The sequence below is a fragment of the Pseudomonas sp. G34 genome, assembly GCF_031119625.1.
Classification (GTDB): Bacteria; Pseudomonadota; Gammaproteobacteria; order Pseudomonadales; family Pseudomonadaceae; genus Aquipseudomonas.
On sequence record NZ_JAVHZV010000030.1, the window covers coordinates 213,582 to 236,395 of the forward strand.

Genomic DNA, 22,814 nt, shown 5'->3' on the forward strand with positions numbered 1-22,814 from the left:
GGGGACGCCTAGTCCATGCCCGCGAAAAAATCGCGCGCACGTCGCGCTCCCACAGGGAGGGCGCATTCCTCCCTCAATCAGCTACTCCCCCCGCAACCCGCCATGCTCGCGCAGCCGCTCAATCATGTAGGGGTAGAAGGGGTTCGAGGTCACCCGCTGCAGCGCCTCCATGCTCACCAGCAGCACGCCACGCTCACCGCGAATGGACAGAGCGCCGAGGTGCACGCCGTAATCTTCCGGCTCGTCAGGCTGCAAGCCATACAGTGAATCGCTCAGCGGAAATGGCAGGGCGACATGGGACAGCGAGAACACCTCGGGCGGGAACCCCAGGCCGATGGGCGTGAGCTGCTCTTCGGTGGCGCCCGCCTCGGTGATGCGCGCCGCGGCAGCCAGGCTTTGCGGTGAGACATTGCCGATCAGCGTGGTGCGGTAGCGCCGTGGCGCCGCGGGTAGCAGGTCACCTGGCGACTTGGCGTGGGCGCCGAGCAGCGGCCCGAAATCGACGAAGCGGTTGAGGTCGAACAGCACCAGCTCGCTGCCATTGGCCGGCAGATGGCCGTACAGCGCGTCGACCACCGCCGGGGTGCTGACGGTGTAATCGACCAGCGACTGGAAGGTCAGCACCGGTGCCAGCTCGTCCAGCGCACCGCGCTCGTCGAGCAGGGCGATCTGCTCCTGCAGGGCGCTGGTGAACAGGTACGACTGGCGCGCCGCATTGAGCGGGAAGGAGCTGTACTTGAACGGGTTGTACTCGGGCAGCACGTCCAGCCAGGCCGCCTTGGCGAACGCCGGGAACACCGCCGGCAACCCGGCCAGGCCGGCGAAGCGGGCGTAACCGGCCACGCCGATCATCGGCGAGAGCAGGGTCAGGCGCGTCGGCCGGGCCAACTGATCGTTGCCCAGGGCATCCAACGCATATTTGAGCGCCAGGCCGCCACCGGCGGAATAGCCGACCAATTGCAGCTCATCACCCGGCTCGATCAGCCGCCGAGCCTCGCGCACCGCCAGGCGGGTGGCGGCCAGCCAGTGCTGCCAGGTTACGCTGGTCAACGCGCCAGGCGTGGTGCCATGCCCGGGCAAGCGCAGGCCGATCACCACGAAACCGGCATCGCGATACAGCCTGGCGATATGCCGCAGGCTGTAGGGCGAGTCGGTCAGGCCGTGCAGCATCACGGCGGCGCCTTTCGGCCGGCCCTCGGGTTCGAGCATGTAGGAACGGTTCCAGTCCCATTCGAAGCGCGAGGCGTTGAGCGGGCTGTCGGCGAAATAGCGGTTGTCCGCCACGCGCTCGGCATCGTCCAGGCGCTGATAGACCTTGCCGGGCAGCGCCGCGAACAGCGCCTGCTCGGCGAGCAGGTAATCCTGCCAGTTGGCGGCGTCGAGCTCGTCGGCGCTCAGCTCCCGGGGCACGAAGGTGTGCCAGGGGCCAAGATCCGGCTTGTTATGGGCGTCGTAGATGCGCAGGGCGAAAAAGGTCAGTGCGATCACCGCCACCACCAAGCAGCCCAGGCGCATCCATTTCCCTACCGCTTTCATGCTCGCCCCCTCCCGGACCATCGCAAACGGCCCATCATAACGTCCGCCTGGGAAAAGCGCTGGTGCCCTCCGCCATGCAAGAAACGCCCGCTAGTGCCCGCGCCTTGCGATGGCGCGCCACAGCCCATAGGCTTCGCAGCGATACTCTTCTGTTCGGAGCCCGTCATGAGCGATTCAGCGATCATCCCCTGCCCCCGCTGCAGCAGCCTCAACCGCATTCCCGGCGCACGCCTGGGCGAGGCGCCGCGCTGTGGCCATTGCAAGGCCGAGGTGCTGCCGGGTACGCCGTTCGACCTCGACCAGGGCAACTTCGCCCGCCAGCTCAAGGGTGACCTGCCGTTGCTGGTCGATGTCTGGGCCGCCTGGTGTGGCCCCTGTCGCAGCTTCGCGCCGACCTTTGCCCAGGCGGCGGGCGAGCTGCGCAGCCGCTGCCGGCTGGGCAAGCTGGACAGCGAGGCCAACCAGCAGCTGTCGGCGCAACTGGGCATCCGTTCGATCCCCAGCCTGATCCTGTTTCGCAGCGGCCAGGAAGTCGCCCGGCAAAGCGGCGCGCTACCCTTGCCGCAGCTGCTGGCCTGGCTGAACGCCCAGGGTGTCTGAGGAACCCGGGTTGGTGGCGCCCGCATGCGCGATACCCGCCCGGGGCTGGGCGCGGCGATACACCGCGGTTGTGGCTGCCGCAGCGATCAGCCGCGCTGCAGCAGGTCGTGCAACTCCACGTACTGCTGGGTCAGCTTGTGTCGCGGGTCGAGGTAGATCAGCGGCATGCAGGCCTGGTGCGATTCGCGCATCTTCACCGAGCTCATCAGGTTGACCGGCAGCACCGGCAGGCCCTCGGCGACCAGCTCGTCGAGCAACTGCTGCGGCAGCGAGGCGCGGGGCTGGAACTGGTTGACCACGATGCCCTCGACCTGCAGCGCTTCGTTGTGATCCTCCTTCAGCTCCTCGATCTCACGCAGCAGGCCGTACAGCGCGTTGCGCGAGAAGGTGTCGCAATCGAAGGGGATCAGCACGCGATCAGCGGCGATCAATGCGGAAACCGTGTAGAAATTCAGGGCTGGCGGGGTATCGAGGTAGATCTGCTCGTAATCCTCGGAGAGCTCTTCGAGCAGTTTGCGCAGCTTGTTGATCTTGTGCTTCTGCTCCAGCTTGGGCTGCAGGTCGGCCAACTCCGCCGTGGCGGTGATCACGTGAAGGTTGTCGAAGGGCGTTTCGTAGATATCCACCTTGCCCTTCTTGGAAACCGGCCCGCTGGACAGCGTCTGCTTGAAGAAATCGGCGATGCCCATGGGAATGTCGTCGCCCGTCAGCCCGGTCAGGTAATGGGACGAATTGGCCTGGGCATCGAGATCGACCAGCAGCGTTCGGTACCCTTGCGACGCGCTGACCGCTGCCAGATTGCAGGCAATGCTGGATTTGCCCACCCCGCCCTTCTGATTGAAAATCACCCGCCTCATCCAAACCTCCGTATTCAACTAGTACATTGATACTAGGCAAAACCTGATGACAGTCGCGAGAACCAAGCGAAACGGGTCACCCATCAGAAAATCGCTACTTAATGTTTGCGAGCCCTTGTTATCACCCGGATAATGCCGCGTGCAACATCGCTTCCCATCGACAAGGCTCTTGTCGCACAGGACAGTCGTACAGACAAGGAAATGCCCGGCGGGCCAAGCAGAGTTTCATCTAGAAATGCATTTCAGGATCGATCAATGGCGTGCCTGGGCTCCCGGCCTGGACAGTACGGATGACTGGCTCGCCTGGAGCAAGGCACCCGAACGCCTGCCCGATGGCGGTGAGCAGCCGGATGTGAGCTTTCTCCCCGCCCTGCAGCGGCGGCGCCTGAGCCGGCTGGCGCGCATGGTGTTCCAGGTCGCCTGGCCGTTGGCCGAAGGGCGCCCGGCAATGCCCCTGGTGTTCGTTTCGCGGCATGGCGAAACCCCGCGCAACCTGGCCATCCTCAAGGATCTTGCAGTTAAAGAACCGCTTTCGCCGACACAGTTCAGCCTTTCTGTGCACAATGCGATCATCGGCCAGTGGTCGATCATGCGTGGCGATACCAGCGAGATGACGGCCCTGGCCGGCGAAGCCGATGGCCTGGAAATGGCCATGCTCGAAGCCCTGACCTTTCTCGCCGAGGGCGCACCGGCCGTGCTGCTGGTGATTGGCGAGGAAGCCCAGCCGCAGCCCTATGCACCGTTCATCGACGACGTGCCGTTCCCCTATGCGCTGGCCCTGCTGCTGACGCCCGGCGATGACTGGAGCCTGGCCCTGCAGCATGCCCAGGGCCCGCGAGCTGCCTGGCCGCATCCACTGAGCCTGATCCAGTGCCTGGGCCTCAGCGGCACCTCCCTTCAACACACCTGGAAAGAGCGCCAATGGACCTGGTCACGCAAAAGCCCGTGAAGCGCTACAGCCCGCCCTACTGGTGGCGGCTGATCGCCACGGCGGCCAGCTTCACGCTGTTCGGTATCGGCGGCGTTCTGCTGCGCATCCTGGTGTTCCCGGTGCTGTCGCTGCTGCCGGGCACCGCTGCCGACCATCAGCGCCGCGCCCGGCGCGTGGTCAGCCTGACCTTTCGCAGCTTCGTCGAATTCATGTACCGCAGCGGCGTGCTCACCTATGAGGTCGAAGGCGCCGAACGCCTCGGCCGCCCCGGGCAGATGATCATCGCCAACCACCCGTCGCTGATCGATGTGGTGGTGACCATCGCCTTTACCCGCGACACCAATTGCGTGGTCAAGCAGAGCCTGTGGGACAACCCCTGCATGCGCGGGCCGATCCGGTCGGCGGGCTATATCAGCAACAGCGGTAGCATGGACATGCTCGACGAGGCCGCCGGCGCGCTGCAGCAGGGCCAGACCCTGGTGATATTCCCGGAAGGCACGCGCACCACGCCCGGCCAGCCGCCGGCGTTCCACCGCGGCGCGGCGGCCATTGCCCTGCGTGGCGCCCGGGTGATCACCCCGGTGGTGATCAGCGTCTCACCAACCACCCTGACCAAGGCCGAGCCCTGGTACCGCATTCCCGCGCGGCGCTTCCACATCCGCCTGCGCGTCGGCGAAGACATCGACCCGGCGCAATTCCTGGCCATGGGCGCGGCGCCGGTCGCGTCGCGCAAACTCAACGATCATCTGCATCAGCATTTCATACAGGAGCTCGCCAAAGATGAGCGCTCTACAGCTTGAGATCAAAAACCTGATCATCGACTCCCTAGGCCTCGAGGACGTTACCCCACAGGATATCGACGACGACCTGACCCTGTTCGGCGAAGGCCTGGGCCTGGATTCGGTCGATGCCCTGGAGCTCGGCCTGGCGATCCAGAAACGTTTCGGCATCAAGATCGACGCCGAAGCCAAGGACACCCGCACCCATTTTGCCAACGTCGCCAGCCTCGCTGCCTTCGTTGCCAGCCGTCAGGCAGCCTGAGGACGATGACCATGCAAACCCGTGAGGAAATCTTCGCCACCTTGCGCGACGCCCTGGTGGAGCTGTTCGAACTGAGCCCCGAGCGCATCAGCCTGGACGCCAACCTCTACGAAGACCTGGAAATCGACAGCATCGACGCCGTCGACCTGATCGACCACATCAAGCGCCAGACCGGCAAGAAGATTGCCGCCGAAGCCTTCAAAACGGTGCGCACTGTCGGCGACGTGGTCGAAGCGGTGTACCAGATGGTCAACGCGGACCCGGCATGAGCCGTCTGTTCGGCCTGCTGGTCGCACTGGTCAGCGTGGCCTACCCATTCGCCGTGTACTTCGGCGCGGGCCACCTGTCGCCGTCGCTGTTCGCCGCCCTGCTCGGCGGCCTGTGGCTGGCCCGCCTGCTGAGCAACCCGCGTGACCGCAACAGCCGGCGCATGACAGGCGCCGTGCTGGTGTTCTGCCTGCTGCTGGTGCTGGCCGACGAGCCGGCACTGCTGCGCTGGTACCCGGTGCTGGTCAGCCTGCTGCTCGGCCTGCTGTTCGCCAGCAGCCTGAAGATCGGCATGCCGATGGCCGAACGCCTGGCCCGCCTGCGCGAGCCCGAACTGCCGCCGGTGGCGGTGCGCTACACCCGCCGGGTCACCGAAGTGTGGGCCGTGTTCATGCTCGCCAACGGCCTGCTGGTAGTGGCGCTTAACCTATGGGCGCCGCTGTCCTGGTGGGCACTGTATACCGGGCTGATTTCCTACCTCCTGATGGGCCTGCTATTCGCCGGCGAATGGCTGGTGCGTCAACGTGTAAGGAGAACCGCATGAGCTGGCTGAACCTCGAAGACCTGCTGCTGGAGCCCGATGCCGGCCGCCAGGTCACGCCAGAACTGAACCACGCCGAGCTCTGCCAGCGCGCCCTGAGCCTGGCCGGCTACTGGCAGGCGGCCGGCGTACGGCGCATCGCCCTGCACCTGGAGGATGCCGCCGAGCTGGCCATCGCCCTGCTCGCCGCCTGGCAGGCCGACATCCAGGTGTTGCTGCCCGCCGATGCGCAGCCGCAGACCCGCCAGCGCCTGGGTGCCCAGGTCGACCTGTGGGTCGAGCGGCTCGATGCTTCGATGGCCGCCGCGCCACTGCCCGCCAAGCGGCTGGAGCGTGAAGGCTGCCGGCTGACCCTGTGCACCTCCGGCTCCAGCGGCGAGCCCAAGCTGATCGACAAGCACCTCGGTCAACTGGCCAACGAAGTGCAGGCGCTGGAAAACCTGTGGGGCGAACGCCTTGGTGACGCGCGGATCATCGGCAGCGTGGCCGCCCAGCATATCTACGGCCTGCTGTTCCGCGTGCTCTGGCCGCTGTGCGCCGGCCGCGTGTTCCTGCCCAAGGCGCAGCCGTTCCCCGAAGACCTGCAGTTGGCCAGCCTGCCGCACCCGAGCTTTGCCTGGATCACCAGCCCGGCGTTGCTCAAGCGCATGGGCGACAACCTCGACTGGGCGGCACTGAGCCGCGTGCGCCAGGTGTTTTCCTCCGGCGGTGCGCTGCCGGCCGAAGCCGCCGCCTCGGTGCAGCAGCGCCTGGGCCAGTGGCCGACGGAGATCTACGGCAGTTCGGAAACCGGCGGCATTGGCTGGCGTGAAGGTGGCGAGCACTGGCAGCCCTTTGCCGATGTGCAACTCGACCGCAACGAAGAGGGTGCCCTGCGGCTGCGCTCGCCCTACCTGCCAGCCGGGCACTGGGAGCAGATGGCCGATGCCGTGCAGATCGACGCCAATGGCCGCTTCACCCTTGGTGCGCGCCTGGATCGCATCGTCAAACTGGAAGAAAAACGCATTTCCCTGCCGCTGCTCGAACAGGCCCTGGCCTTGCACGAGTGGGTGAGCGAGGCGCGCCTGGGCGTGCTGCAGCAGGGCCGCGCCTTTCTCGGCGCGCTGGTCGCGCTGTCGCCGGCAGGCCTGCACGTGCTGCGCAACCAGGGCCGCCGCCACTTGATCGACGGCCTGCGCGGGCACCTGGCCGGCCACTGCGAGGCCATCGCCCTGCCGCGCCGCTGGCGCCTGCTCGCGCACCTGCCGTACAGCAGCCAGGGCAAGCTGGGCCAGGCCCAGATCAACGAGCTGCTGGCCGCCGCCAGGCCGACCCGGGTGGAGCCGGCCAGCGCCCGCGAAGACAACGGCGAATGGCACCTGGAGCTCGACGTGCCGCTGGATCTGGCGCACTTCAGCGGGCATTTTCCCGGCACCCCGGTGCTGCCCGGCGTGGTGCAGATCGACTGGGCACAACAACTGGCGCGCGCCCTGATCAAAGACCTGCCGCCGCTGTTCGGTGGCATGGAAGTGCTCAAGTTCCAGCAGTTGGTACGCCCCGGCGACCGCCTGCAGCTGACCCTGCGTTTCGATGCCGAACGCAACAAGCTGTACTTCACCTTCCGCAGCGGCGAGGCCAATTGCTCGTCCGGGCGCATCCTGCTCAAGGCGGCGCCATGAGTGACGTGGCGCATCGCCCCTGCGCGCTGATCCCGGTGTACAACCACGAAGGGCCGCTGCCCGGCGTGGTCGCCGCCTTGCTGGCTGCCGGCCTGCCGTGCGTGCTGGTCGACGACGCCTCCGGCGCCAGTTGCGCCGCGGTGATCGACCGGCTCGCCAGCGAGGCCGATACCCACCTGCTGCGCCTGGCCGAGAATCAGGGCAAGGGCGGTGCGGTGATGGCCGGCCTGCGTGAAGCGCAGCGCCTGGGCTTCACCCATGCCCTGCAGGTGGACGCCGACGGCCAGCACGACCTGCAGGCGGTACGCGCCTTTCTCGACGAATCCCGCGCCCACCCCGAGGCGATCGTCTGCGGCTACCCGCAGTACGACGCCAGCGTACCCAAGGGCCGCCTGTACGCGCGCTACCTGACCCACGTGTGGGTATGGATCAACAGCCTGTCGCTCGAGATCCGCGACTCCATGTGCGGTTTCCGGGTCTACCCGCTGGCTGCCAGCGTGGCGCTGATCGACTCGGCACGGCTCGGCAAACGCATGGACTTCGACTCGGAGATCCTCGTGCGCCTGTCCTGGCGGCAGCAGCCGATGCGCTGGCTGCCGACCCGCGTGCACTACCCCGAGGACGGCGTCTCGCACTTCCGCCTCTGGCAGGACAACCTGCTGATCTCGAAAATGCACACCCGGTTGTTCTTCGGCATGCTCTGCCGCGCGCCGTGGCTGCTGTACCGGCGGTGGCGTTGATGGAGCGTTCCCGCCACTGGGCCGGCCAGCGCGAGCGCGGCAGCTTCGCCCTGATGAAATTCACCGCCCTGGCCGCTCGCCACTTGGGCCGCCGGGCGCTGAGCCCGTTGCTGTACCTGATCGTCGGCTACTTCTTCCTGTTCGGTGCCAAGGCGCGGCGCAGCATCCACCAGTACCAGCGCCACCTGGCGAGCTGGAGCGCGCGCCCCGAGCTGCGCCCCACCCGGCGCTCGGTGTTCGCCCAGTTCATGGCCTTCGCCGACAGCCTGCTCGACAAGCTCGATGTGTGGAGCGGCCGCCTCAACCTGAGCGACGTCGAACTGATCGACCCCCACGGCCTGCACGGGCAGATGAGCGGCAGCCGCGGGCAAATGCTGGTCGGCGCCCACCTCGGCAATCTGGAAGTGTGCCGCGCCCTGGCCGAACTGAGCGCCGAGGTGCGCATGAACGTGCTGGTGCACACCCGCCACGCCGAGCAGTTCAACCGCCTGCTCAAGGAAAGCGGCGCCAACAACCTGCGGCTGATCCAGGTCAGCGAGCTGGACCCGGCGGTGATGATGCGCCTGGCCGATCACCTCGAGCGTGGCGAATGGCTGGCGATTGCCGGCGACCGCGTGCCGCTGCACGGCGAGCGCACCGTCAACGTCGACTTTCTCGGCCACTCGGCGCCCCTGCCGCAAGGCCCCTGGCTGCTCGCCGGGCTGCTGCAGTGCCCGGTCAACCTGATCGACTGCCTGAAGATCGACGGCCGCTACCAGGTCATGCTGCAACCCTTCACCGATGCCGTGCAGTGGAAGCGCAGCGAGCGCGACGCGGTGATTCAGGGCTGGGCACAACGTTACGCCGACCACCTGGCCCAACGCTGCCTGCAAGCCCCGCGGCAGTGGTTCAACTTCTATCCGTTCTGGAACGACCATGACAACACAGCAGCCTGAAACCGTGACCTTCGGCGCGCAGCCGCTGCGCCTCGAGCAAATCGTCAGCCTGGCCCAGCGCACCGCGCGCGGCGCGCTGGACAACAGCGCCGAGTGGCGTGAGCGAATCGGCCGTGGCGCACGCTTCGTCGACCGCCTGCTCGACCGTGAAGGCATGATCTACGGCATCACCACCGGCTATGGCGACTCCTGCGTAGTGGCCGTGCCGCTGCATCAGGTCGAGGCACTGCCGCGTCATCTGTATACCTTCCATGGCTGCGGCCTGGGCAAGCTGCTCGACGAGCAATCTACTCGCGCGGTGCTGGCGGCGCGTTTGCAGTCGCTGTGCCAGGGCATGTCCGGGGTGCGCCTGGAACTGCTGGAGCGCCTGCAGGCCTTCATCGAACATGACGTGCTGCCGCTGATCCCGGAAGAAGGCTCGGTAGGCGCCAGCGGCGACCTGACACCGCTCTCCTACATCGCCGCGACCCTGTGTGGCGAGCGTGAAGTGATGTATCGAGGCGAGCGCCGCAGCGCCGCAGAGGTGCACGCCGAACTGGGCTGGACGCCCCTGGTGCTGCGCCCCAAGGAAGCCCTGGCGCTGATGAACGGCACCGCGGTGATGACCGCCCTGGCCTGCCAGGCCTATGCCCGCGCCGACTACCTGCTCAAGCTGGCCACGCGCATCACCGCGCTCAACGTGATCGCCCTGCAGGGCAACCCGGAGCACTTCGACGAGCGCCTGTTCGCCGCCAAGCCGCACCCGGGGCAGAACCAGGTCGCCGCGTGGATTCGCCAGGACCTGGCCATCGACGCGCCGACCGCGCCGCTGCATCGCCTGCAGGATCGCTACTCGATCCGCTGTGCGCCGCACGTGCTGGGCGTATTGGCCGATAGCCTGGGGCTGCTGCGCCAGTTCATCGAAACCGAGCTGAACAGCGCCAACGACAACCCGCTGATCGACCCGGATGAAGAGCGCGTGCTGCACGGCGGGCACTTCTACGGCGGGCATATCGCCTTCGCCATGGACAGCCTGAAGAACCTGATCGGCAACCTCGCCGACCTGCTCGACCGCCAGCTCGCCCTGCTGGTCGACACCCGCTACAACCACGGCCTGCCGAGCAACCTGTCCGGTGCGCCGGTAGAGACCGCGATGATCAACCACGGCTTCAAGGCCGTGCAGATCGGCGCCAGCGCCTGGACCGCCGAAGCCCTGAAGAACACCCTGCCGGCCAGCGTGTTCTCACGCTCCACCGAGTGCCACAACCAGGACAAGGTGAGCATGGGCACCATCGCCGCCCGCGACGCCCTGCGCAGCCTGGAGCTGGCCGAGCAGGTCGCCGCCGCCACCTTGCTGGCCGCCAACCAGGGCGTGTGGCTGCGCCAGCGCACCGAAACCACCGTGCTGCCGGCGGCCCTGGCCGAGATGCACGGGCAACTGGGCGAAGACTTCCCGCCGCTGATCGAGGATCGCGCCCTGGAAGGCGAACTGCGCCTGTGCCTGCAACGCATCCGCGCCCAGCACTGGAGCCTGTATGTGTAATTCGCTCCGGGCCGGCGAACCTGTGGGAGCGGGCCATGCCCGCGAATCGCGCGCATGGCGCGCTCCCACATCCAATGCCATGACAGGGGAGCTCATCACCCATGCGCGCTAAAGGCGTTCTGCAGGCCGAGGTGGAGATCCTCGTGCCGTTCTTCGACGTCGACATGATGGAAATCGTCTGGCACGGCCACTACGTCAAATACTTCGAGCAGGCCCGTTGTGCCCTGCTCGACCGCCTCGACCACGGTTACCCGCAGATGCGCGACAGCGGCTACGCCTGGCCGGTGATCGACCTGCAACTGCGCTATATCCGTGGCGCCACCTTCGGCCAGCGCATTACCGTGTGCGCCGATCTGGTGGAGTGGGAAAACCGCCTGAAGATCCATTACCTGATCAGCGATACCGCCACCGGCGAGCGCATGACCCGTGGCAGCAGCGTGCAGGTGGCGGTGGACATCGCCAGCCGCGAGATGCAGCTGGCCTCGCCCAAGGTATTCATCGATGCCGTGCAGCGGGTGATCGGATGAACGCCCTGGCACGCTTCACCCTGTTGATCGGCCTGCTGCTCACGGCGTTGAGCAGCCAGGCCGAGCCCCTTACCCTCGACCAACTGAGTCAGCAGCTGTCGCAGCACCCGGTGGTGCGCGGCCCGTTCATCCAGGAAAAGCACCTGCGGGCCCTGCCCAAACCGCTGACCAGCAGCGGCACCTTCGTGCTGGCCGCCGACGCCGGCCTGCTGTGGAAGCTGGAAAAACCGCTCCAGCAGGATTACCGCATCGACGCCAACGGCATCGCCAAGCGCACCGCCGCTGGCTGGCAAATGCAGCCGGGGCGTGATGTCGCGGCCCAGCAGAGCAAGCTGTTTCTCGACGTGCTCAAGGGCAACCACAGCGGCCTGGCGCGGGATTTCGAGCTGCAGCTGAGCGGCGACGCCAAGGCCTGGACGCTGGCGCTGACGCCGACCTCGCTGCTGCTCAAGCAGGTGTTCAGCCGTATCGAGATCAGCGGCGGCGAACGGGTCGAGCGTATCGAACTGCATGAAACCCAGGGCGACCGCACCCTGCTGCGCATGCCCGCGAGCCGTGCTGGCGAGGCCTTGAGCGACGAGGAGCGCAGCGATTTTGCGCACTGAGCACGCCCTGCTCGAACGCCGCCTGCCGCGGCTGTTCGCCGTGCTGCTGTTGGCGCTGCTGGCGCTGACCGCCTGGCAATGGCGCAACGGCCCGCCGGTAGCGGCGAGCATGCTCGCCCTGCTGCCCAGCGGCGCCGGCGATGCGCGCCTGCAACAGGCCGAAGCGCGCATGCAGGAGCCGATCCAGCGTGATGTGCTGGTACTGGTCGGCCACCCGCAGCGCGAACGCGCGGTCGCCCTGGCCGCCAGCTTCGGCCAGCAATGGCGCGACAGCGGCGACTTCGAACAGGTGCGCTGGCAGCTCGACAGCGACCTCGACGCCCTGCGCCAGCACCTGCGCGACAGTCGCCTGAACATGCTACCCGCCGCTGATCGCCAGTTGCTGATCGAGCAGCCGGACGCGTTCATCGAGCAACGCGCTGCCGGGCTGTTCGAGCCCTTCGCCTCGTTCAGCCTGCTGCCGCCGGAACAGGACTGGTTCGGCCTGGGCGCCCGCGCTCAGCAAGCGCTGAACTTCGGCGGCCGGGTGCAGCCGGATCTGGCCAGTGGCACGCTGCTGGTCAACGAGCCCGGCATGACCTGGGCCGTGCTGCACCTGCGCAGCCGTGGCGACGCCTTCGACATGCAGGCGCCATTGGCTGTCGCCCAGCGCATCGAGGCCGCCCGTAGTGCCAGCGAAGCCGCTGGCGGCCAATTGCTCGCCACTGGCGGCGCGCTGTATGCGGCGGCCGGCCAGAACAAGGCGATGAGCGAGATGACGCTGATCGGCGGCGCGGCCAGCCTCGGCACCCTGCTGCTGTTGCTGATCGGCTTCCGCCGCCCAAGGGTACTGCTCAGCCTGCTGCCCATCGGCGTGGCACTGGTGGCCGGGTGCGCCGCCTGCGTGCTGATCTTCGGGCAGATCAACGCCCTGACCCTGGTGCTCGGCGCCAGCCTGATCGGTGTGGCGGCCGACTACCCGCTGCATTACCTGAGCAAGAGCTGGGGCCACGCCGAGTGGCGCAGCTGGAGCGCGCTGCGCAGTACCCTGCCGGGCCTGACCCTGAGCCTGGGCACCAATCTGATGGGCTACCTGGCCCTGGCCTTCACGCCGTTCCCGGCACTGACCCAGATCGCCGCGTTCTCTGCCGCCGGGCTGATCGGCGCGTACCTGTGTTCGGTGTGCCTGCTGCCTGCCTGGCTCAATGGCATGCAGCTGCACCCGGCGCCGCGCCTGCTGGCCGTGGCGACCCGAGCCATGAGCTGGCACGGGCGCCTGCGTCAGGGCCACGGTACCTACTGGCTGCTGGCGCTGTTCCTGGCGTTCTGCGCCGCCGGTATCGGGCAATTGCACAGCCAGAACGACCTGCGCCAGTGGCTGGGCAAGGATCCGGCGCTGTTCGCCCAGTCGCAGCGGATCGTCGAGCTGACCGGGCAGCAGCCCACCAGCCAGTTCTTCCTGGTGCGGGCTGCCGATCAGGCGCAACTGCTGCAACGCCAGCAAGCCCTCGGTACGCGGCTCGATGCACTGGTGAAAACCGCACAGCTGCGCAGTTACCTGTCGCTGAACCAACTGGCCACCCCGGCCGCCGACTTGCAGGCGCTGCGTAGCGCCCTGGCTGACCTGCCGGGCCACTGGCAGGCGCTGCTCGACCTCGGCATCCCGGCACAAGCGCTGCAGGCCGAACTGCAGCAACTGCTGGAGCAGCCGCAGCCAGACCTGGAACAGGCGCTCGCCAGCCCGCTGGCCGAGCCCTGGCGGGCATTGTGGCTGGGCCGTGACGACAACGGCGTTGCCGCGGTGGTCAGCCTGCAGGGCCAGACCGACAGCAGCGTGCTGCAAGGCGCAGCCGAGGGCCTCGAAGGCGTGCAACTGGTCGACCGTCTCGGCGAGCTGAACCGCCTGTTCGCGGCCACCCAGATCAGCGCTGCGGAGCTCAAGCTGATCTCCTGCCTGGCCATCGTGCTGCTGCTGTGCATCCCGTTCGGCATCGGCGGCGCCCTGCGGGTGGTCTGCCTGCCACTGCTGGCCGCCCTCGCGGCGCTGGCCTGCCTCGGTTGGCTGGGCCAGCCGCTGACCCTGTTCAGCCTGTTCGGCCTGCTGCTGATCACCGCCATCGGCGTCGATTACGCCATCCTGATGCGCGAGAACATCGGTGGCCCGGCGGTCAGCCTGCTCGGCACGCTGCTGTCGGCCATCTCCAGCTGGCTGTCGTTCGGCCTGTTGCTGCTCAGCCAGACCCCGGCCATCGCCAACTTCGGCCTGGCGATCAGCCTCGGCCTGATGTTCTGCTTCCTGCTCTCGCCGTGGGCCGGCACGCAACAGCACGAGGTGAAGGGATGACGATCGCCCTGTGCTGGCTCGGCCTGATCGGCCTGTTCGCCCTGGCCACCTGGTTCGGCAAACGCCTGGGCCTGATCGCCATCGTCAGCCAGTTGCTGCTCGGCACCTTTGCCCTGCCCGTGCTGCTGTACTGGAGCACGCCGCTGGGCGTCGGCGCCGAACAACTGCTCGCGCCCGGCTGGCTCAAGCCGGCGTACGGTATCGCCTTCAGCCTGCTGCTGGCGCATATTCTCAGCGACGTGATCGACCTCGATCTGCAGGCGGCAAGCCTGAAGATCGCCCTGCCGAGCTTCTTCGTGCCGTTCTTCTGCGGCCTGGCCTGTGCGCTGTGGCTGCTGCCACCGCTGGGCAGCCTGACGGCCATCGCCATCGGCCTGCTGTTCGCCCTGACGGCGATTCCGGTGCTGTATCTGTACCTGCAGGATCTCGGCTACCCCGCCGCGCGCACCCGCACGCTGATGCAGGCGGCGATTGTCATGGACCTGTTGTGCTGGTCGATCTTCGCCCTCGCCCAGGGCAGCCGCGACCCGAGCAGCCTGCTGTGGCCGCTGCTGGCAGCGGCCAGCCCGCTGCTGCTGCGTCTGCTCGGCCTGCGCCACGCGGTGCTCAATGGCAGCCTGTTCCTTGGCCTGCTGCTGCTCCTCCAGCAACTGGGCTACAACGTGCTGGTATTCGGTATCGTCTACCTGCTGTTGGCTGCCGGCCTGCGTCTGCCATTGCGCTTGCCGTTGCCGGCGCAAGCCTTCACGGCCCTGCAGACCTGGCTCGCCGTGCCGCTGATCCTCGCCTACGGCCTGCTGCAGATCGACTGGCACGGCCTGGCCACCGACTTCGGCTTTACCGCCACGCAGTTCATCGCGCTGCTGGCCTTGCCGGCGATCAGCAAGCTGGCCGGCAGCTGGCTGGGGCTGTCGTGGGCGGCCGGTGGTCTGAGGCTGGGCCAGAGCAAATGGCGCGAGAGCATCCTGCTCAATACCCGCGGCCTGACCGAAATCGTCTTTCTCAACCTGCTGCTGCACCAGCAGGTCATCAGCCCCCACCTGTATTTCGCCCTGATGCTCATGGGCCTGCTGTGCACCCTGCTGCCGGCGACCCTGCGCAGACCAACCCAACTCGAGGCAAAGAGCCGCTATGAAGTCTCCTGAAGTCCAACAGCAGCAGATCGTCGTGGTCGGTGCCGGCCCTTCGGGCGCCATCGCCGCCGCCCTGCTCAAGCGCAAGGGCCATGACGTGCTGATTCTCGAGCGCCAGCGCTTCCCGCGCTTCTCGATCGGCGAGAGTCTGCTGTCGCATTGCCTGGACTTCGTCGAAGAAGCCGGAATGATGGACGCCGTGCGCGCGGCGGGCTTCCAGACCAAGCACGGCGCGGCCTTTGCCTGGGGTGATCGCTACACCGACTTCGACTTCCGCGAGACCTTCACCAAGAGCTTCGGCTCGACCTTCCAGGTGCAGCGCGCCACCTTCGACAAGGTGCTGGCCGACGACGCCGAGCGCCAGGGCGTGACCATCCGCTATGAAGAGGAAATCCATACCGTGGACTTCAGCGGCGAGCGGCCGCTGCTATCGGTACGCCGCCTCGCCGATGGCCACGAATACCAGGTGAGCTGCACCTTCGTGCTCGACGCCAGCGGCTATGGCCGCCTGCTGCCGCGCCTGCTCGACCTCGAACTGCCGTCCAACCTGCCGATGCGCAAGGCGCTGTTCACCCATATCGAAGACCGCATCGATCACCCGGCCTTCGACCGCGAGAAGATCCTCATCACCACCCACCCGACCCTGCGCGATGTGTGGTTCTGGACCATTCCGTTCAGCAACGGCCGCTGCTCCCTCGGCGTGGTCGGCCTGGCCGAGCGCTTCGACGGCTACCCCGATGACAAGGACGCCGCGCTCAAGCAGTTCGTCGCCGAAACCCCGAGCCTGGGCAAGGTGCTGGGCAACGCCGTGTGGGACACCCCGGTGAACGAAATCAAGGGCTACTCGGCCAACGTCAAGGCGCTGCACGGCAAGGGTTTCGCCCTGCTGGGCAACGCCGCCGAGTTCCTTGACCCGGTGTTCAGCTCCGGCGTGACCATCGCCATGCGCTCGGCGAGCATGGCCGCCAACCTGCTGCATCGCCAGCTGAGCGGCGAGGCCGTGGACTGGGAGCAGGACTTCGCCATCCCGCTCAAACGCGGCGTCGACACCTTCCGTGTGTATGTGGAAGGCTGGTACGACGGCAGCTTCCAGGACGTCATCTACTACCCCAAGGCATCGCCCGAGATCCGCGCCATGATCAGCTCGATCCTCGCCGGCTACGCCTGGGACCAGCGCAACCCGTACGTGGCCGAGCCGCGTCGCCGTCTGCGGGTGCTCGCGGAGTTGTGCGCCAGTGCCTGAGAACGCTTCGATGCACCGCGCCGCGGCCACCTATGTCGAGGAAACCGGCTTTGGTTTCTGGTTCCTGCGCAGCCACGTGTGGCAGCACCATGTGCTGCGCGTGGCCATCGACGACCTGCAGACACTGATTGACGGCCCGCTGCCGGCCGCGCCGGTGCTGCTCGATGCCGGCTGCGGCCAGGGCAAGTCGTTCGGCCTGCTGCAGCGGGCGTTTCAGCCGGCGCGCATCATCGGCCTGGATGCCGACCCGCACAGCCTCGATTGCTCAGGTGCCGAAGCCCAGCGCCTGGGCCTGGACGTCGAGCTGATCGCCAGCGACTGCGCGGCGATCGGGCTGCCCGACGCCAGCGTGGATATGCTTTTCTGCCACCAGACCTTCCACCATCTGGTCGAGCAGCAGCAGGCGCTGGCCGAGTTCTGGCGGGTGCTCAAGCCCGGCGGCCTGCTGCTGTTCGCCGAGTCGACCAAGTACTACATCGACACCTGGGTGATCCGCTGGCTGTTCCGCCACCCGATGGAGGTGCAGAAGAGCGCCGACGAATACCTCGCTATGCTGCGCCAGCAAGGCTTCGAGTTCAGCGCGCGCAACGTTTCCTACCCGTACCTGTGGTGGAGCCGCTCGCAAGACTTCGGCCTGCTGGAGCGCTGGGGCATCCGCAAGGCCAAGCCGTTTGGCCAGCGCAACGAAACCCTGGTCAACGCCGCGGTGCGCAAACCCCTGGAGCCTGCATGAAACGCCTGCTGACCCTCGCCTGCATCCTGCTGCTGAGCGCCTGCGCCGCGCGCACGCCGCTGCCCACCGCCTCGCCACGCCTGGCGCAGCCGCTGCCGATGTCGCTGCAGGTGAGCACCGCCGATGGCCAGGACTGGCTGCTGGTGATCCAGGCCGAAGGCACCGCCCTGCGCTGGTCGCTGTTCGACCCGCTCGGCGTGCCGCTGGCCCGGCAATCGCTGGCCGATGGGACCTGGCACAATGACGGCCTGCTGCCGCCCAATGCCGCCGCCCGCGAGCTGTTCGCCGCCCTGCTGTTCGCCCTCACGCCAGATGATCAACTGGCGGGCAGCTATGCTGGCGAACACTGGCGCCAGGGCGCCGAGGGGCGCCAGCTGGCGCCCGACTGGCGGATCCGCTACGGCGCCGGGCAAGCCATCGAACTGAGCAACGCCACGCAGCAGTACCGCGTGCGCCCGCTGGAGACGCAACCATGATCGCTCGACTCGACGCCCTCGGCGTGATCTGCGCCCTCGGCCAAGGCAAGCAGGCGGTCGCCGACGCCCTGTTCGCCGGCGACACCAGCGGCATGCGCCGCCAGGAGGGCTGGATCCCCGAACGCGCCGTTACCGTCGGTGCCGTCGATGCGCCGCTGGCCGAGATGCCCGCTGGTTTCGAACACCTCGCCAGCCGCAACAATCGCCTGCTGCTGGCTGCCGCCCTGGAAATCCACGACGACATCCAGGCGGCCATCGCGAAATACGGCGCCAGCCGCATCGCCGTGGTGCTCGGCACCAGCACCTCGGGCATCGCCGAAGCCGGCGAACATATCGCCGAGTACGTGCACCACGGCGAGCTGCCGGAGGCCTACCGCTACAGCCGCCAGGAAATCGCTGCGCCGGCCAGCTTCCTGGCCGACTGGCTGGGCCTCAGCGGGCCGGCCTATTGCCAGTCCACGGCCTGTACCTCCAGCGGCCGGGCCCTGCTCGCTGCCCAGCGCCTGCTGCGCATGGGCATTTGCGATGCGGTGCTGTGTGGCGGCGTGGACAGCCTGTGCAAGCTGACCCTGAACGGCTTCGCCAGCCTGGAAGCGGTGTCCGACGAGCGCTGCAATCCGTTCTCGATGAACCGCCGTGGCATCAATATCGGCGAAGCCGCCGCGCTGTTCCTGATGACCCGCGCCGAACAGCGCCCCGGCATCGGCCTGCTCGGTGGCGGCGCGACCTCCGATGCCCACCATATTTCCGCACCGCACCCCGAGGGCCTCGGCGCCCAGCAGGCGATGCGCAAGGCGCTGAGTGCCGCAGGCCTGGAGGCCGAGCAGATCGGCTACCTGAACCTGCACGGCACCGCCACCACCCACAACGACGCCATGGAAAGCCTGGCGGTGCAGGCGCTGTTCCCGGCCGGCGTGGCCTGTTCGTCGAGCAAGCCGCTGACCGGCCATACCCTGGGCGCCGCCGGCGCCCTGGAGGCGGCCTTCTGCTGGCTGACGCTGAGCGACTACAACACCGCCAATCGCCTGCCGCCGCACGTCTGGGATGGCCAGGCCGAGCCGCAGCTACCGCGGCTGAAGCTGGTCGGCGGGCAAGAACAGTTGCCGCCGGGCGAGCGGCGTTATCTGATGAGCAATTCGTTCGCCTTTGGCGGCAACAACATTTCATTAGTCCTGGGAGACCTGCCGTGAGTGTCTGGCCCGTCGCCGAGCTGGTGCCCCACGCTGGCGACATGATTCTGATCGACGAGGTGCTGGGGTTCGGCGCCGAGCATATCGACACCCGCCTGGTGGTGCGCCCGGGCGGCCTGTTCAGCCAGGCCGACGGCAGCCTGCCGGCCATCGTCGGCATCGAGCTGATGGCCCAGAGCGTCGCCGCTTTCGCCGGCTGTCACGCCCGTGAACAAGGCCTGCCGGTGGAGCTGGGCTTCCTGCTCGGCACGCGCAACTACGGCTGCAACGTCGACCGTTTCCCAGCCGGCAGCACCCTGCTGATCCACGCCAACCGCTCCCTGCAGGACGACAACGGCATGTGCGTGTTCGAATGCCGCCTCGAAGGCCCGGGCATCCTGGTCGAGGCGCGGCTGAACGTATTCCAGCCCCGCGACGTGTCCACCTATATCCAAGAACCCCCACTCACTCAGGAGCCGTCCCAATGAGCGAGACCATTCTGGTCACCGGATCGAGCCGCGGTATCGGCCGTGCCATTGCCCTGCGCCTGGCCCGCGCCGGCTTCGATCTGGTGCTGCACTGCCGCTCGCGCCGCGACGAGGCCGAAGCGGTGCAGCGCGAGATCGCAGCCCTCGGCCAGCAGGCGCGCATCCTGCAGTTCGACGTCGCCGATCGCACCGCCTGCCGCAGCGCCCTGGAAGCCGACGTGGAAAGCCACGGCGCCTACTACGGCGTGGTGTGCAACGCCGGGCTGACCCGCGACGGCGCCTTCCCGGCACTCAGCGAGGACGACTGGGATGTGGTGCTGCGCACAAATCTGGATGGTTTCTACAACGTGCTGCATCCGCTGACGATGCCGATGGTGCGTCGCCGCAAGCCAGGGCGTATCGTCTGCATCACCTCGGTTTCCGGGCTGATCGGCAACCGCGGCCAGGTCAACTACAGTGCATCGAAGGCCGGCATCATCGGCGCGGCCAAGGCCCTGGCGATCGAGCTGGGCAAGCGCAAGATCACCGTCAACTGCGTGGCCCCGGGGCTGATCGATACCGAGATTCTCGACGAGCACGTGCCGCTCGAGGAGATCCTCAAGATGATCCCCGCCGCGCGCATGGGCACCCCCGAGGAGGTGGCCGGCACGGTGAACTTTCTGATGTCCGAAGAGGCGGCCTACATTACCCGCCAGGTGATCGCCGTGAATGGCGGTCTGTGTTGATCAAGAGTGAAGTGGCATGAAGCGCGTAGTCGTTACCGGCATGGCCGGCATTACCTCCCTGGGCGACAGCTGGGACAGCATCGCGGCGAACTTCCGCGCCGACCGTAGCGGCATCCGGGTCATGCACGAGTGGGATCGTTTCAGCGAGCTGAACACCCGCCTGGGCGGCCCGGTCGACGACTTCGTCGTGCCAGCCCACTGGACCCGCAAGCAACTGCGCAGCATGGGCCGCGTGTCGCGCCTGTCGGTGTATGCCGCCGAGCGCGCCCTGGCCCATGCCGGCCTGCTGGATGACCACAGCATCAAGGACGGGCGCATGGGTGTGGCCTGTGGCTCGTCCACCGGTAGCACCGAGGAGATCAAGGCGTTCGGCAACATGCTGCTCAACTCGGTGGCCGACGGCCTCAACGCCAACTCGTACATCCGCATGATGCCGCACACCACGGCGGCCAATATCAGCATCTTCTTCGGCCTCACCGGCCGGCTGATCCCCACCTCCAGCGCCTGCACCAGCGGCAGCCAGGGCATCGGCTACGCCTACGAGGCGATCAAGTTCGGTCGCCTGCCGCTGATGCTCGCCGGCGGCGCCGAGGAGCTGTGCCCGACCGAGGCCATGGTCTTCGATGCGCTGTACGCCACCAGCCTGAAGAACGATGCACCGCACACCAGCCCGCGCCCCTACGACAGCGGCCGTGACGGCCTGGTGATCGGCGAGGGTGCCGGCATGCTGGTTCTCGAAGAGCTGGAACACGCCCTGGCACGCGGCGCCACCATCCACGCCGAAATCGTCGGTTTCGGTTGCAACGCCGATGGCCAGCACGCCACCAAGCCGGTGCAGAGCACCATGCGCCGGGCCATGGAACTGGCCCTGGAAGATGCCGCGCTGACGCCGGAGGCCATTGGCTACGTCAATGGCCACGGCACTGCCACCGAACAGGGTGACGTCGCCGAAACCCAGGCCACCAGCAGCCTGTTCGGCCCACGCATGCCGATCAGCTCGCAGAAGAGCTACTTCGGCCACACCCTGGGTGCCTGCGGCGCGCTGGAATCCTGGTTCAGCATCGAGATGCTCAACCGCGACAGCTACGTGCACACCCTCAACCTGGATCACATCGACCCGGCCTGCGGCGAGCTGGACTACCTGCGCGGCGAATTCCGCGAAATGAGCAACGAATACGTGATGAACAACAATTTCGCCTTTGGCGGGGTCAATACCTCCCTGGTATTTCGCCGCTGGCGCTGACCGCTGAAACCTTCACTGACAAGGACCATGGATGATGTCTCGCTTCAATCGCTTCGCCCTGCTTGCCGTGCTGCTGCTGGGCATTACCGCCTGTACCTCGAAACCGGTGCTGAACATCTCCAGCAGCGTGCCACCGACTGCGGCCAAAAGTCAGGATGACATGCGCCGGGCGATCCTGACCGCCCTGCAACGCCGCCAGTGGACCGTCGAGCGTGCCGACCAGGGGCAGATCCTGGCTTCGATTACACGCCGCAGCCATGAGGCGCAAATCACCATTCCTTACACCGCGTCGAGTTACTCGATTCGCTATCGCGACAGCCACAATCTCGGTTATCGCGACGGCAAGATCCACCGTAACTACAACAAGTGGGTTCGTAACCTTGATCGCAGCATCCAGCAGGAACTGCGTAGCCCACCCCTTTCAATGCCCCAGTGACACTCCAGGAGAAACCTGATGAACGCGAAACGCTTGACCGCTGCTGCACTGCTTACCGCCGCCCTGCTGCCTGCCATCAGCCAGGCCCGTGACACCGCCCACTTCCTGGACTTCCAGTCGGTGGTCAACGAAGCCACCCAGGCCGGCCGCCTCGACGGCTCGGTGAAGTTCTACCTGAACAAGACCCCGGCCGGCGCCAAGATCATCAACGCCAACGTCACCACCAGCCAGAAGACCAACGCCTTCAACAAGACCGACGAAGAAGCCTGCCGCTGGGTACTGCAGTCGGCCCTGATCAAGCTGCAGAACTCGGCCAAGGCCGCCGGCGCCAACGCCGTGGTCGACCTGGCCAGCAACTACAAGAACAAGGAATACCGCGACAGCAGCAAGTTCGAATGCCACGCCGGCGCCATCATGGCCGGCGTTGCACTGAAGGGTAAGTACGCGAGCGTGAAGTAAGGCCGTGATGCGCCGCGGGCATCGCCTTGCGGCGCCTCAGCTCAGAAGATGAAGGGCACGAACATCCGGCTACGCGCCATGTAGTCGCGGTAGGCGTCGCCGAAATAGACCAGCGACTCGTGCTCCTCGCAACGCGCGGCGAGCCACAGCAGCACACTGGCCGCCACGGCCAGGAGCATGACCAGAACACCCGGCTGCTTCCAGGCGATACCCCAGGCCAAGAGCAGCAGCGAACAGTACATCGGATGGCGGATGTAGCCGAAGATGCCGCTGGTGACCAGTTGCGAGGTGCGCTCGAAGGCGAACAGCTCGTCATCCTGGCGCTGCTCCGTGGCGCGGCCAAAGCGGCGCATCTGGTGTATGCCGGCGAACAGCACCACCAGCGAGGTGGTCAGCAACACCCAGGAAATCTGCTGATGCACGGCGGAGCGGTTCTCGAACCAGAACGGCGCGTTGAGCACCAGCATCACCAGCATCACTTCCCAGGCGAAGTAGCGGTAGAAACCATGGCTGCGCGGGTTGCCCAGCGAGCGCCAGGAGACCAGTGTCAGGGCGACACTCAGCCCCACGAAAACCACCAATTGCCAACCACCCACTCGCTTGCTCCCCAATACCCTCTGTTACAC

The 22,814-nt window shown here is 66.9% G+C and carries 26 protein-coding genes; 23 read left to right on the top strand and 3 right to left on the bottom strand.

Annotation, left to right across the window (positions count from 1 at the left end; genetic code table 11):
* Positions 1 to 81 precede the first annotated feature (81 nt).
* Positions 82 to 1,536: an alpha/beta hydrolase gene (locus tag QYS36_RS22515; RefSeq protein ID WP_308841597.1), complete on the bottom strand. Its 1,455-nt coding sequence runs from the start codon at positions 1,534 to 1,536 to the stop codon at positions 82 to 84.
* A 165-nt stretch (positions 1,537 to 1,701) separates the two neighbouring features.
* Between QYS36_RS22515 and trxC the strand changes: the two genes are divergently transcribed.
* Entirely contained in the window at positions 1,702 to 2,136 is a 435-nt protein-coding gene (gene trxC / locus QYS36_RS22520; RefSeq protein WP_308841598.1) for a thioredoxin TrxC, read from the top strand.
* A gap of 86 nt (positions 2,137 to 2,222) precedes the next feature.
* Here the strand turns inward: trxC and QYS36_RS22525 are convergent, their stop codons facing one another.
* Positions 2,223 to 2,993, bottom strand: a complete 771-nt coding sequence (locus QYS36_RS22525; protein ID WP_308841599.1) for a ParA family protein — start codon at positions 2,991 to 2,993, stop codon at positions 2,223 to 2,225.
* A gap of 235 nt (positions 2,994 to 3,228) precedes the next feature.
* Here QYS36_RS22525 and QYS36_RS22530 point away from each other — a divergent pair, with 235 nt between their 5' ends.
* From QYS36_RS22530 to QYS36_RS22635, 22 genes are all read left to right on the top strand, one after another.
* Entirely contained in the window at positions 3,229 to 3,942 is a 714-nt protein-coding gene (locus QYS36_RS22530) for a beta-ketoacyl synthase chain length factor (RefSeq protein ID WP_308841600.1), read from the top strand.
* On the top strand, positions 3,915 to 4,724 hold the full coding sequence (locus QYS36_RS22535) for a 1-acyl-sn-glycerol-3-phosphate acyltransferase (protein WP_192422647.1): 810 nt from the start codon (positions 3,915 to 3,917) through the stop codon (positions 4,722 to 4,724). Before QYS36_RS22530 ends, QYS36_RS22535 begins: the two co-directional genes overlap by 28 nt.
* Positions 4,705 to 4,965: a phosphopantetheine-binding protein gene (locus tag QYS36_RS22540; RefSeq protein ID WP_073262758.1), complete on the top strand. Its 261-nt coding sequence runs from the start codon at positions 4,705 to 4,707 to the stop codon at positions 4,963 to 4,965. Before QYS36_RS22535 ends, QYS36_RS22540 begins: the two co-directional genes overlap by 20 nt.
* Before the next feature lie 11 nt (positions 4,966 to 4,976).
* Positions 4,977 to 5,234, top strand: coding sequence for an acyl carrier protein (locus QYS36_RS22545; protein WP_192422646.1), 258 nt, complete (start codon positions 4,977 to 4,979; stop codon positions 5,232 to 5,234).
* A complete protein-coding gene (locus QYS36_RS22550; protein ID WP_192422645.1) occupies positions 5,231 to 5,776 on the top strand; it encodes a hypothetical protein in 546 nt (181 codons plus the stop codon). The genes QYS36_RS22545 and QYS36_RS22550 overlap by 4 nt, the downstream gene beginning before the upstream one ends.
* A complete protein-coding gene (locus tag QYS36_RS22555) occupies positions 5,773 to 7,431 on the top strand; it encodes an AMP-binding protein (protein WP_308841601.1) in 1,659 nt (552 codons plus the stop codon). Before QYS36_RS22550 ends, QYS36_RS22555 begins: the two co-directional genes overlap by 4 nt.
* On the top strand, positions 7,428 to 8,171 hold the full coding sequence (locus tag QYS36_RS22560; RefSeq protein ID WP_308841602.1) for a glycosyltransferase family 2 protein: 744 nt from the start codon (positions 7,428 to 7,430) through the stop codon (positions 8,169 to 8,171). Before QYS36_RS22555 ends, QYS36_RS22560 begins: the two co-directional genes overlap by 4 nt.
* Entirely contained in the window at positions 8,171 to 9,106 is a 936-nt protein-coding gene (locus QYS36_RS22565) for a glycosyl transferase (RefSeq protein WP_308841603.1), read from the top strand. Before QYS36_RS22560 ends, QYS36_RS22565 begins: the two co-directional genes overlap by 1 nt.
* Positions 9,087 to 10,628, top strand: coding sequence for an aromatic amino acid ammonia-lyase (locus tag QYS36_RS22570; RefSeq protein WP_308841604.1), 1,542 nt, complete (start codon positions 9,087 to 9,089; stop codon positions 10,626 to 10,628). Before QYS36_RS22565 ends, QYS36_RS22570 begins: the two co-directional genes overlap by 20 nt.
* A 101-nt stretch (positions 10,629 to 10,729) precedes the next feature.
* Positions 10,730 to 11,155 (top strand): acyl-CoA thioesterase, encoded by a 426-nt coding sequence (locus QYS36_RS22575; RefSeq protein ID WP_308841605.1) that lies wholly within the window; start codon positions 10,730 to 10,732, stop codon positions 11,153 to 11,155.
* A complete protein-coding gene (locus QYS36_RS22580; protein WP_308841606.1) occupies positions 11,152 to 11,760 on the top strand; it encodes an outer membrane lipoprotein carrier protein LolA in 609 nt (202 codons plus the stop codon). The genes QYS36_RS22575 and QYS36_RS22580 overlap by 4 nt, the downstream gene beginning before the upstream one ends.
* Positions 11,750 to 14,083, top strand: a complete 2,334-nt coding sequence (locus QYS36_RS22585; protein ID WP_308841607.1) for an MMPL family transporter — start codon at positions 11,750 to 11,752, stop codon at positions 14,081 to 14,083. The genes QYS36_RS22580 and QYS36_RS22585 overlap by 11 nt, the downstream gene beginning before the upstream one ends.
* Positions 14,080 to 15,228, top strand: coding sequence for a sodium:proton antiporter (locus QYS36_RS22590; protein ID WP_308841608.1), 1,149 nt, complete (start codon positions 14,080 to 14,082; stop codon positions 15,226 to 15,228). Before QYS36_RS22585 ends, QYS36_RS22590 begins: the two co-directional genes overlap by 4 nt.
* Complete coding sequence (locus QYS36_RS22595) at positions 15,215 to 16,459, top strand: NAD(P)/FAD-dependent oxidoreductase (protein ID WP_308841609.1); 1,245 nt, start codon at positions 15,215 to 15,217, stop codon at positions 16,457 to 16,459. The genes QYS36_RS22590 and QYS36_RS22595 overlap by 14 nt, the downstream gene beginning before the upstream one ends.
* Positions 16,460 to 16,469: 10 nt before the next feature.
* Entirely contained in the window at positions 16,470 to 17,192 is a 723-nt protein-coding gene (locus QYS36_RS22600) for a class I SAM-dependent methyltransferase (protein WP_308841821.1), read from the top strand.
* Positions 17,189 to 17,668, top strand: coding sequence for a DUF3261 domain-containing protein (locus tag QYS36_RS22605; RefSeq protein WP_308841610.1), 480 nt, complete (start codon positions 17,189 to 17,191; stop codon positions 17,666 to 17,668). Before QYS36_RS22600 ends, QYS36_RS22605 begins: the two co-directional genes overlap by 4 nt.
* On the top strand, positions 17,665 to 18,858 hold the full coding sequence (locus QYS36_RS22610) for a beta-ketoacyl-[acyl-carrier-protein] synthase family protein (protein ID WP_308841611.1): 1,194 nt from the start codon (positions 17,665 to 17,667) through the stop codon (positions 18,856 to 18,858). The genes QYS36_RS22605 and QYS36_RS22610 overlap by 4 nt, the downstream gene beginning before the upstream one ends.
* Positions 18,855 to 19,325: a hotdog family protein gene (locus tag QYS36_RS22615; RefSeq protein WP_308841612.1), complete on the top strand. Its 471-nt coding sequence runs from the start codon at positions 18,855 to 18,857 to the stop codon at positions 19,323 to 19,325. Before QYS36_RS22610 ends, QYS36_RS22615 begins: the two co-directional genes overlap by 4 nt.
* Entirely contained in the window at positions 19,322 to 20,050 is a 729-nt protein-coding gene (fabG, locus tag QYS36_RS22620; RefSeq protein ID WP_308841613.1) for a 3-oxoacyl-ACP reductase FabG, read from the top strand. The genes QYS36_RS22615 and fabG overlap by 4 nt, the downstream gene beginning before the upstream one ends.
* A gap of 16 nt (positions 20,051 to 20,066) precedes the next feature.
* The gene (locus QYS36_RS22625; RefSeq protein WP_308841614.1) at positions 20,067 to 21,293 is read left to right on the top strand and encodes a beta-ketoacyl-ACP synthase; all 1,227 of its coding nucleotides are present in this window, start codon (positions 20,067 to 20,069) and stop codon (positions 21,291 to 21,293) included.
* 34 nt (positions 21,294 to 21,327) lie between these two features.
* Positions 21,328 to 21,729, top strand: coding sequence for a hypothetical protein (locus QYS36_RS22630; protein WP_308841615.1), 402 nt, complete (start codon positions 21,328 to 21,330; stop codon positions 21,727 to 21,729).
* An 18-nt stretch (positions 21,730 to 21,747) separates the two neighbouring features.
* Positions 21,748 to 22,188, top strand: a complete 441-nt coding sequence (locus QYS36_RS22635; protein ID WP_308841616.1) for an excinuclease — start codon at positions 21,748 to 21,750, stop codon at positions 22,186 to 22,188.
* 41 nt (positions 22,189 to 22,229) lie between these two features.
* On the opposite strand, the gene QYS36_RS22640 is transcribed toward QYS36_RS22635, so the two are convergent.
* Positions 22,230 to 22,784 (bottom strand): isoprenylcysteine carboxylmethyltransferase family protein, encoded by a 555-nt coding sequence (locus QYS36_RS22640; RefSeq protein ID WP_308841617.1) that lies wholly within the window; start codon positions 22,782 to 22,784, stop codon positions 22,230 to 22,232.
* Positions 22,785 to 22,814: the final 30 nt, after the last annotated feature.

Bases quoted from the DNA above. Each gene is read 5' to 3' on its own strand.
- QYS36_RS22515 (WP_308841597.1), bottom strand. From the start codon at position 1,536: ATGAAAGCGGTAGGGAAATGGATGCGCCTGGGCTGCTTGGTGGTGGCG.
- trxC (WP_308841598.1), top strand. From the start codon at position 1,702: ATGAGCGATTCAGCGATCATCCCCTGCCCCCGCTGCAGCAGCCTCAAC.
- QYS36_RS22525 (WP_308841599.1), bottom strand. From the start codon at position 2,993: ATGAGGCGGGTGATTTTCAATCAGAAGGGCGGGGTGGGCAAATCCAGC.
- QYS36_RS22530 (WP_308841600.1), top strand. From the start codon at position 3,229: ATGCATTTCAGGATCGATCAATGGCGTGCCTGGGCTCCCGGCCTGGAC.
- QYS36_RS22535 (WP_192422647.1), top strand. From the start codon at position 3,915: ATGGACCTGGTCACGCAAAAGCCCGTGAAGCGCTACAGCCCGCCCTAC.
- QYS36_RS22540 (WP_073262758.1), top strand. From the start codon at position 4,705: ATGAGCGCTCTACAGCTTGAGATCAAAAACCTGATCATCGACTCCCTA.
- QYS36_RS22545 (WP_192422646.1), top strand. From the start codon at position 4,977: ATGCAAACCCGTGAGGAAATCTTCGCCACCTTGCGCGACGCCCTGGTG.
- QYS36_RS22550 (WP_192422645.1), top strand. From the start codon at position 5,231: ATGAGCCGTCTGTTCGGCCTGCTGGTCGCACTGGTCAGCGTGGCCTAC.
- QYS36_RS22555 (WP_308841601.1), top strand. From the start codon at position 5,773: ATGAGCTGGCTGAACCTCGAAGACCTGCTGCTGGAGCCCGATGCCGGC.
- QYS36_RS22560 (WP_308841602.1), top strand. From the start codon at position 7,428: ATGAGTGACGTGGCGCATCGCCCCTGCGCGCTGATCCCGGTGTACAAC.
- QYS36_RS22565 (WP_308841603.1), top strand. From the start codon at position 8,171: ATGGAGCGTTCCCGCCACTGGGCCGGCCAGCGCGAGCGCGGCAGCTTC.
- QYS36_RS22570 (WP_308841604.1), top strand. From the start codon at position 9,087: ATGACAACACAGCAGCCTGAAACCGTGACCTTCGGCGCGCAGCCGCTG.
- QYS36_RS22575 (WP_308841605.1), top strand. From the start codon at position 10,730: ATGCGCGCTAAAGGCGTTCTGCAGGCCGAGGTGGAGATCCTCGTGCCG.
- QYS36_RS22580 (WP_308841606.1), top strand. From the start codon at position 11,152: ATGAACGCCCTGGCACGCTTCACCCTGTTGATCGGCCTGCTGCTCACG.
- QYS36_RS22590 (WP_308841608.1), top strand. From the start codon at position 14,080: ATGACGATCGCCCTGTGCTGGCTCGGCCTGATCGGCCTGTTCGCCCTG.
- QYS36_RS22595 (WP_308841609.1), top strand. From the start codon at position 15,215: ATGAAGTCTCCTGAAGTCCAACAGCAGCAGATCGTCGTGGTCGGTGCC.
- QYS36_RS22600 (WP_308841821.1), top strand. From the start codon at position 16,470: ATGCACCGCGCCGCGGCCACCTATGTCGAGGAAACCGGCTTTGGTTTC.
- QYS36_RS22605 (WP_308841610.1), top strand. From the start codon at position 17,189: ATGAAACGCCTGCTGACCCTCGCCTGCATCCTGCTGCTGAGCGCCTGC.
- QYS36_RS22610 (WP_308841611.1), top strand. From the start codon at position 17,665: ATGATCGCTCGACTCGACGCCCTCGGCGTGATCTGCGCCCTCGGCCAA.
- fabG (WP_308841613.1), top strand. From the start codon at position 19,322: ATGAGCGAGACCATTCTGGTCACCGGATCGAGCCGCGGTATCGGCCGT.
- QYS36_RS22625 (WP_308841614.1), top strand. From the start codon at position 20,067: ATGAAGCGCGTAGTCGTTACCGGCATGGCCGGCATTACCTCCCTGGGC.
- QYS36_RS22630 (WP_308841615.1), top strand. From the start codon at position 21,328: ATGTCTCGCTTCAATCGCTTCGCCCTGCTTGCCGTGCTGCTGCTGGGC.
- QYS36_RS22635 (WP_308841616.1), top strand. From the start codon at position 21,748: ATGAACGCGAAACGCTTGACCGCTGCTGCACTGCTTACCGCCGCCCTG.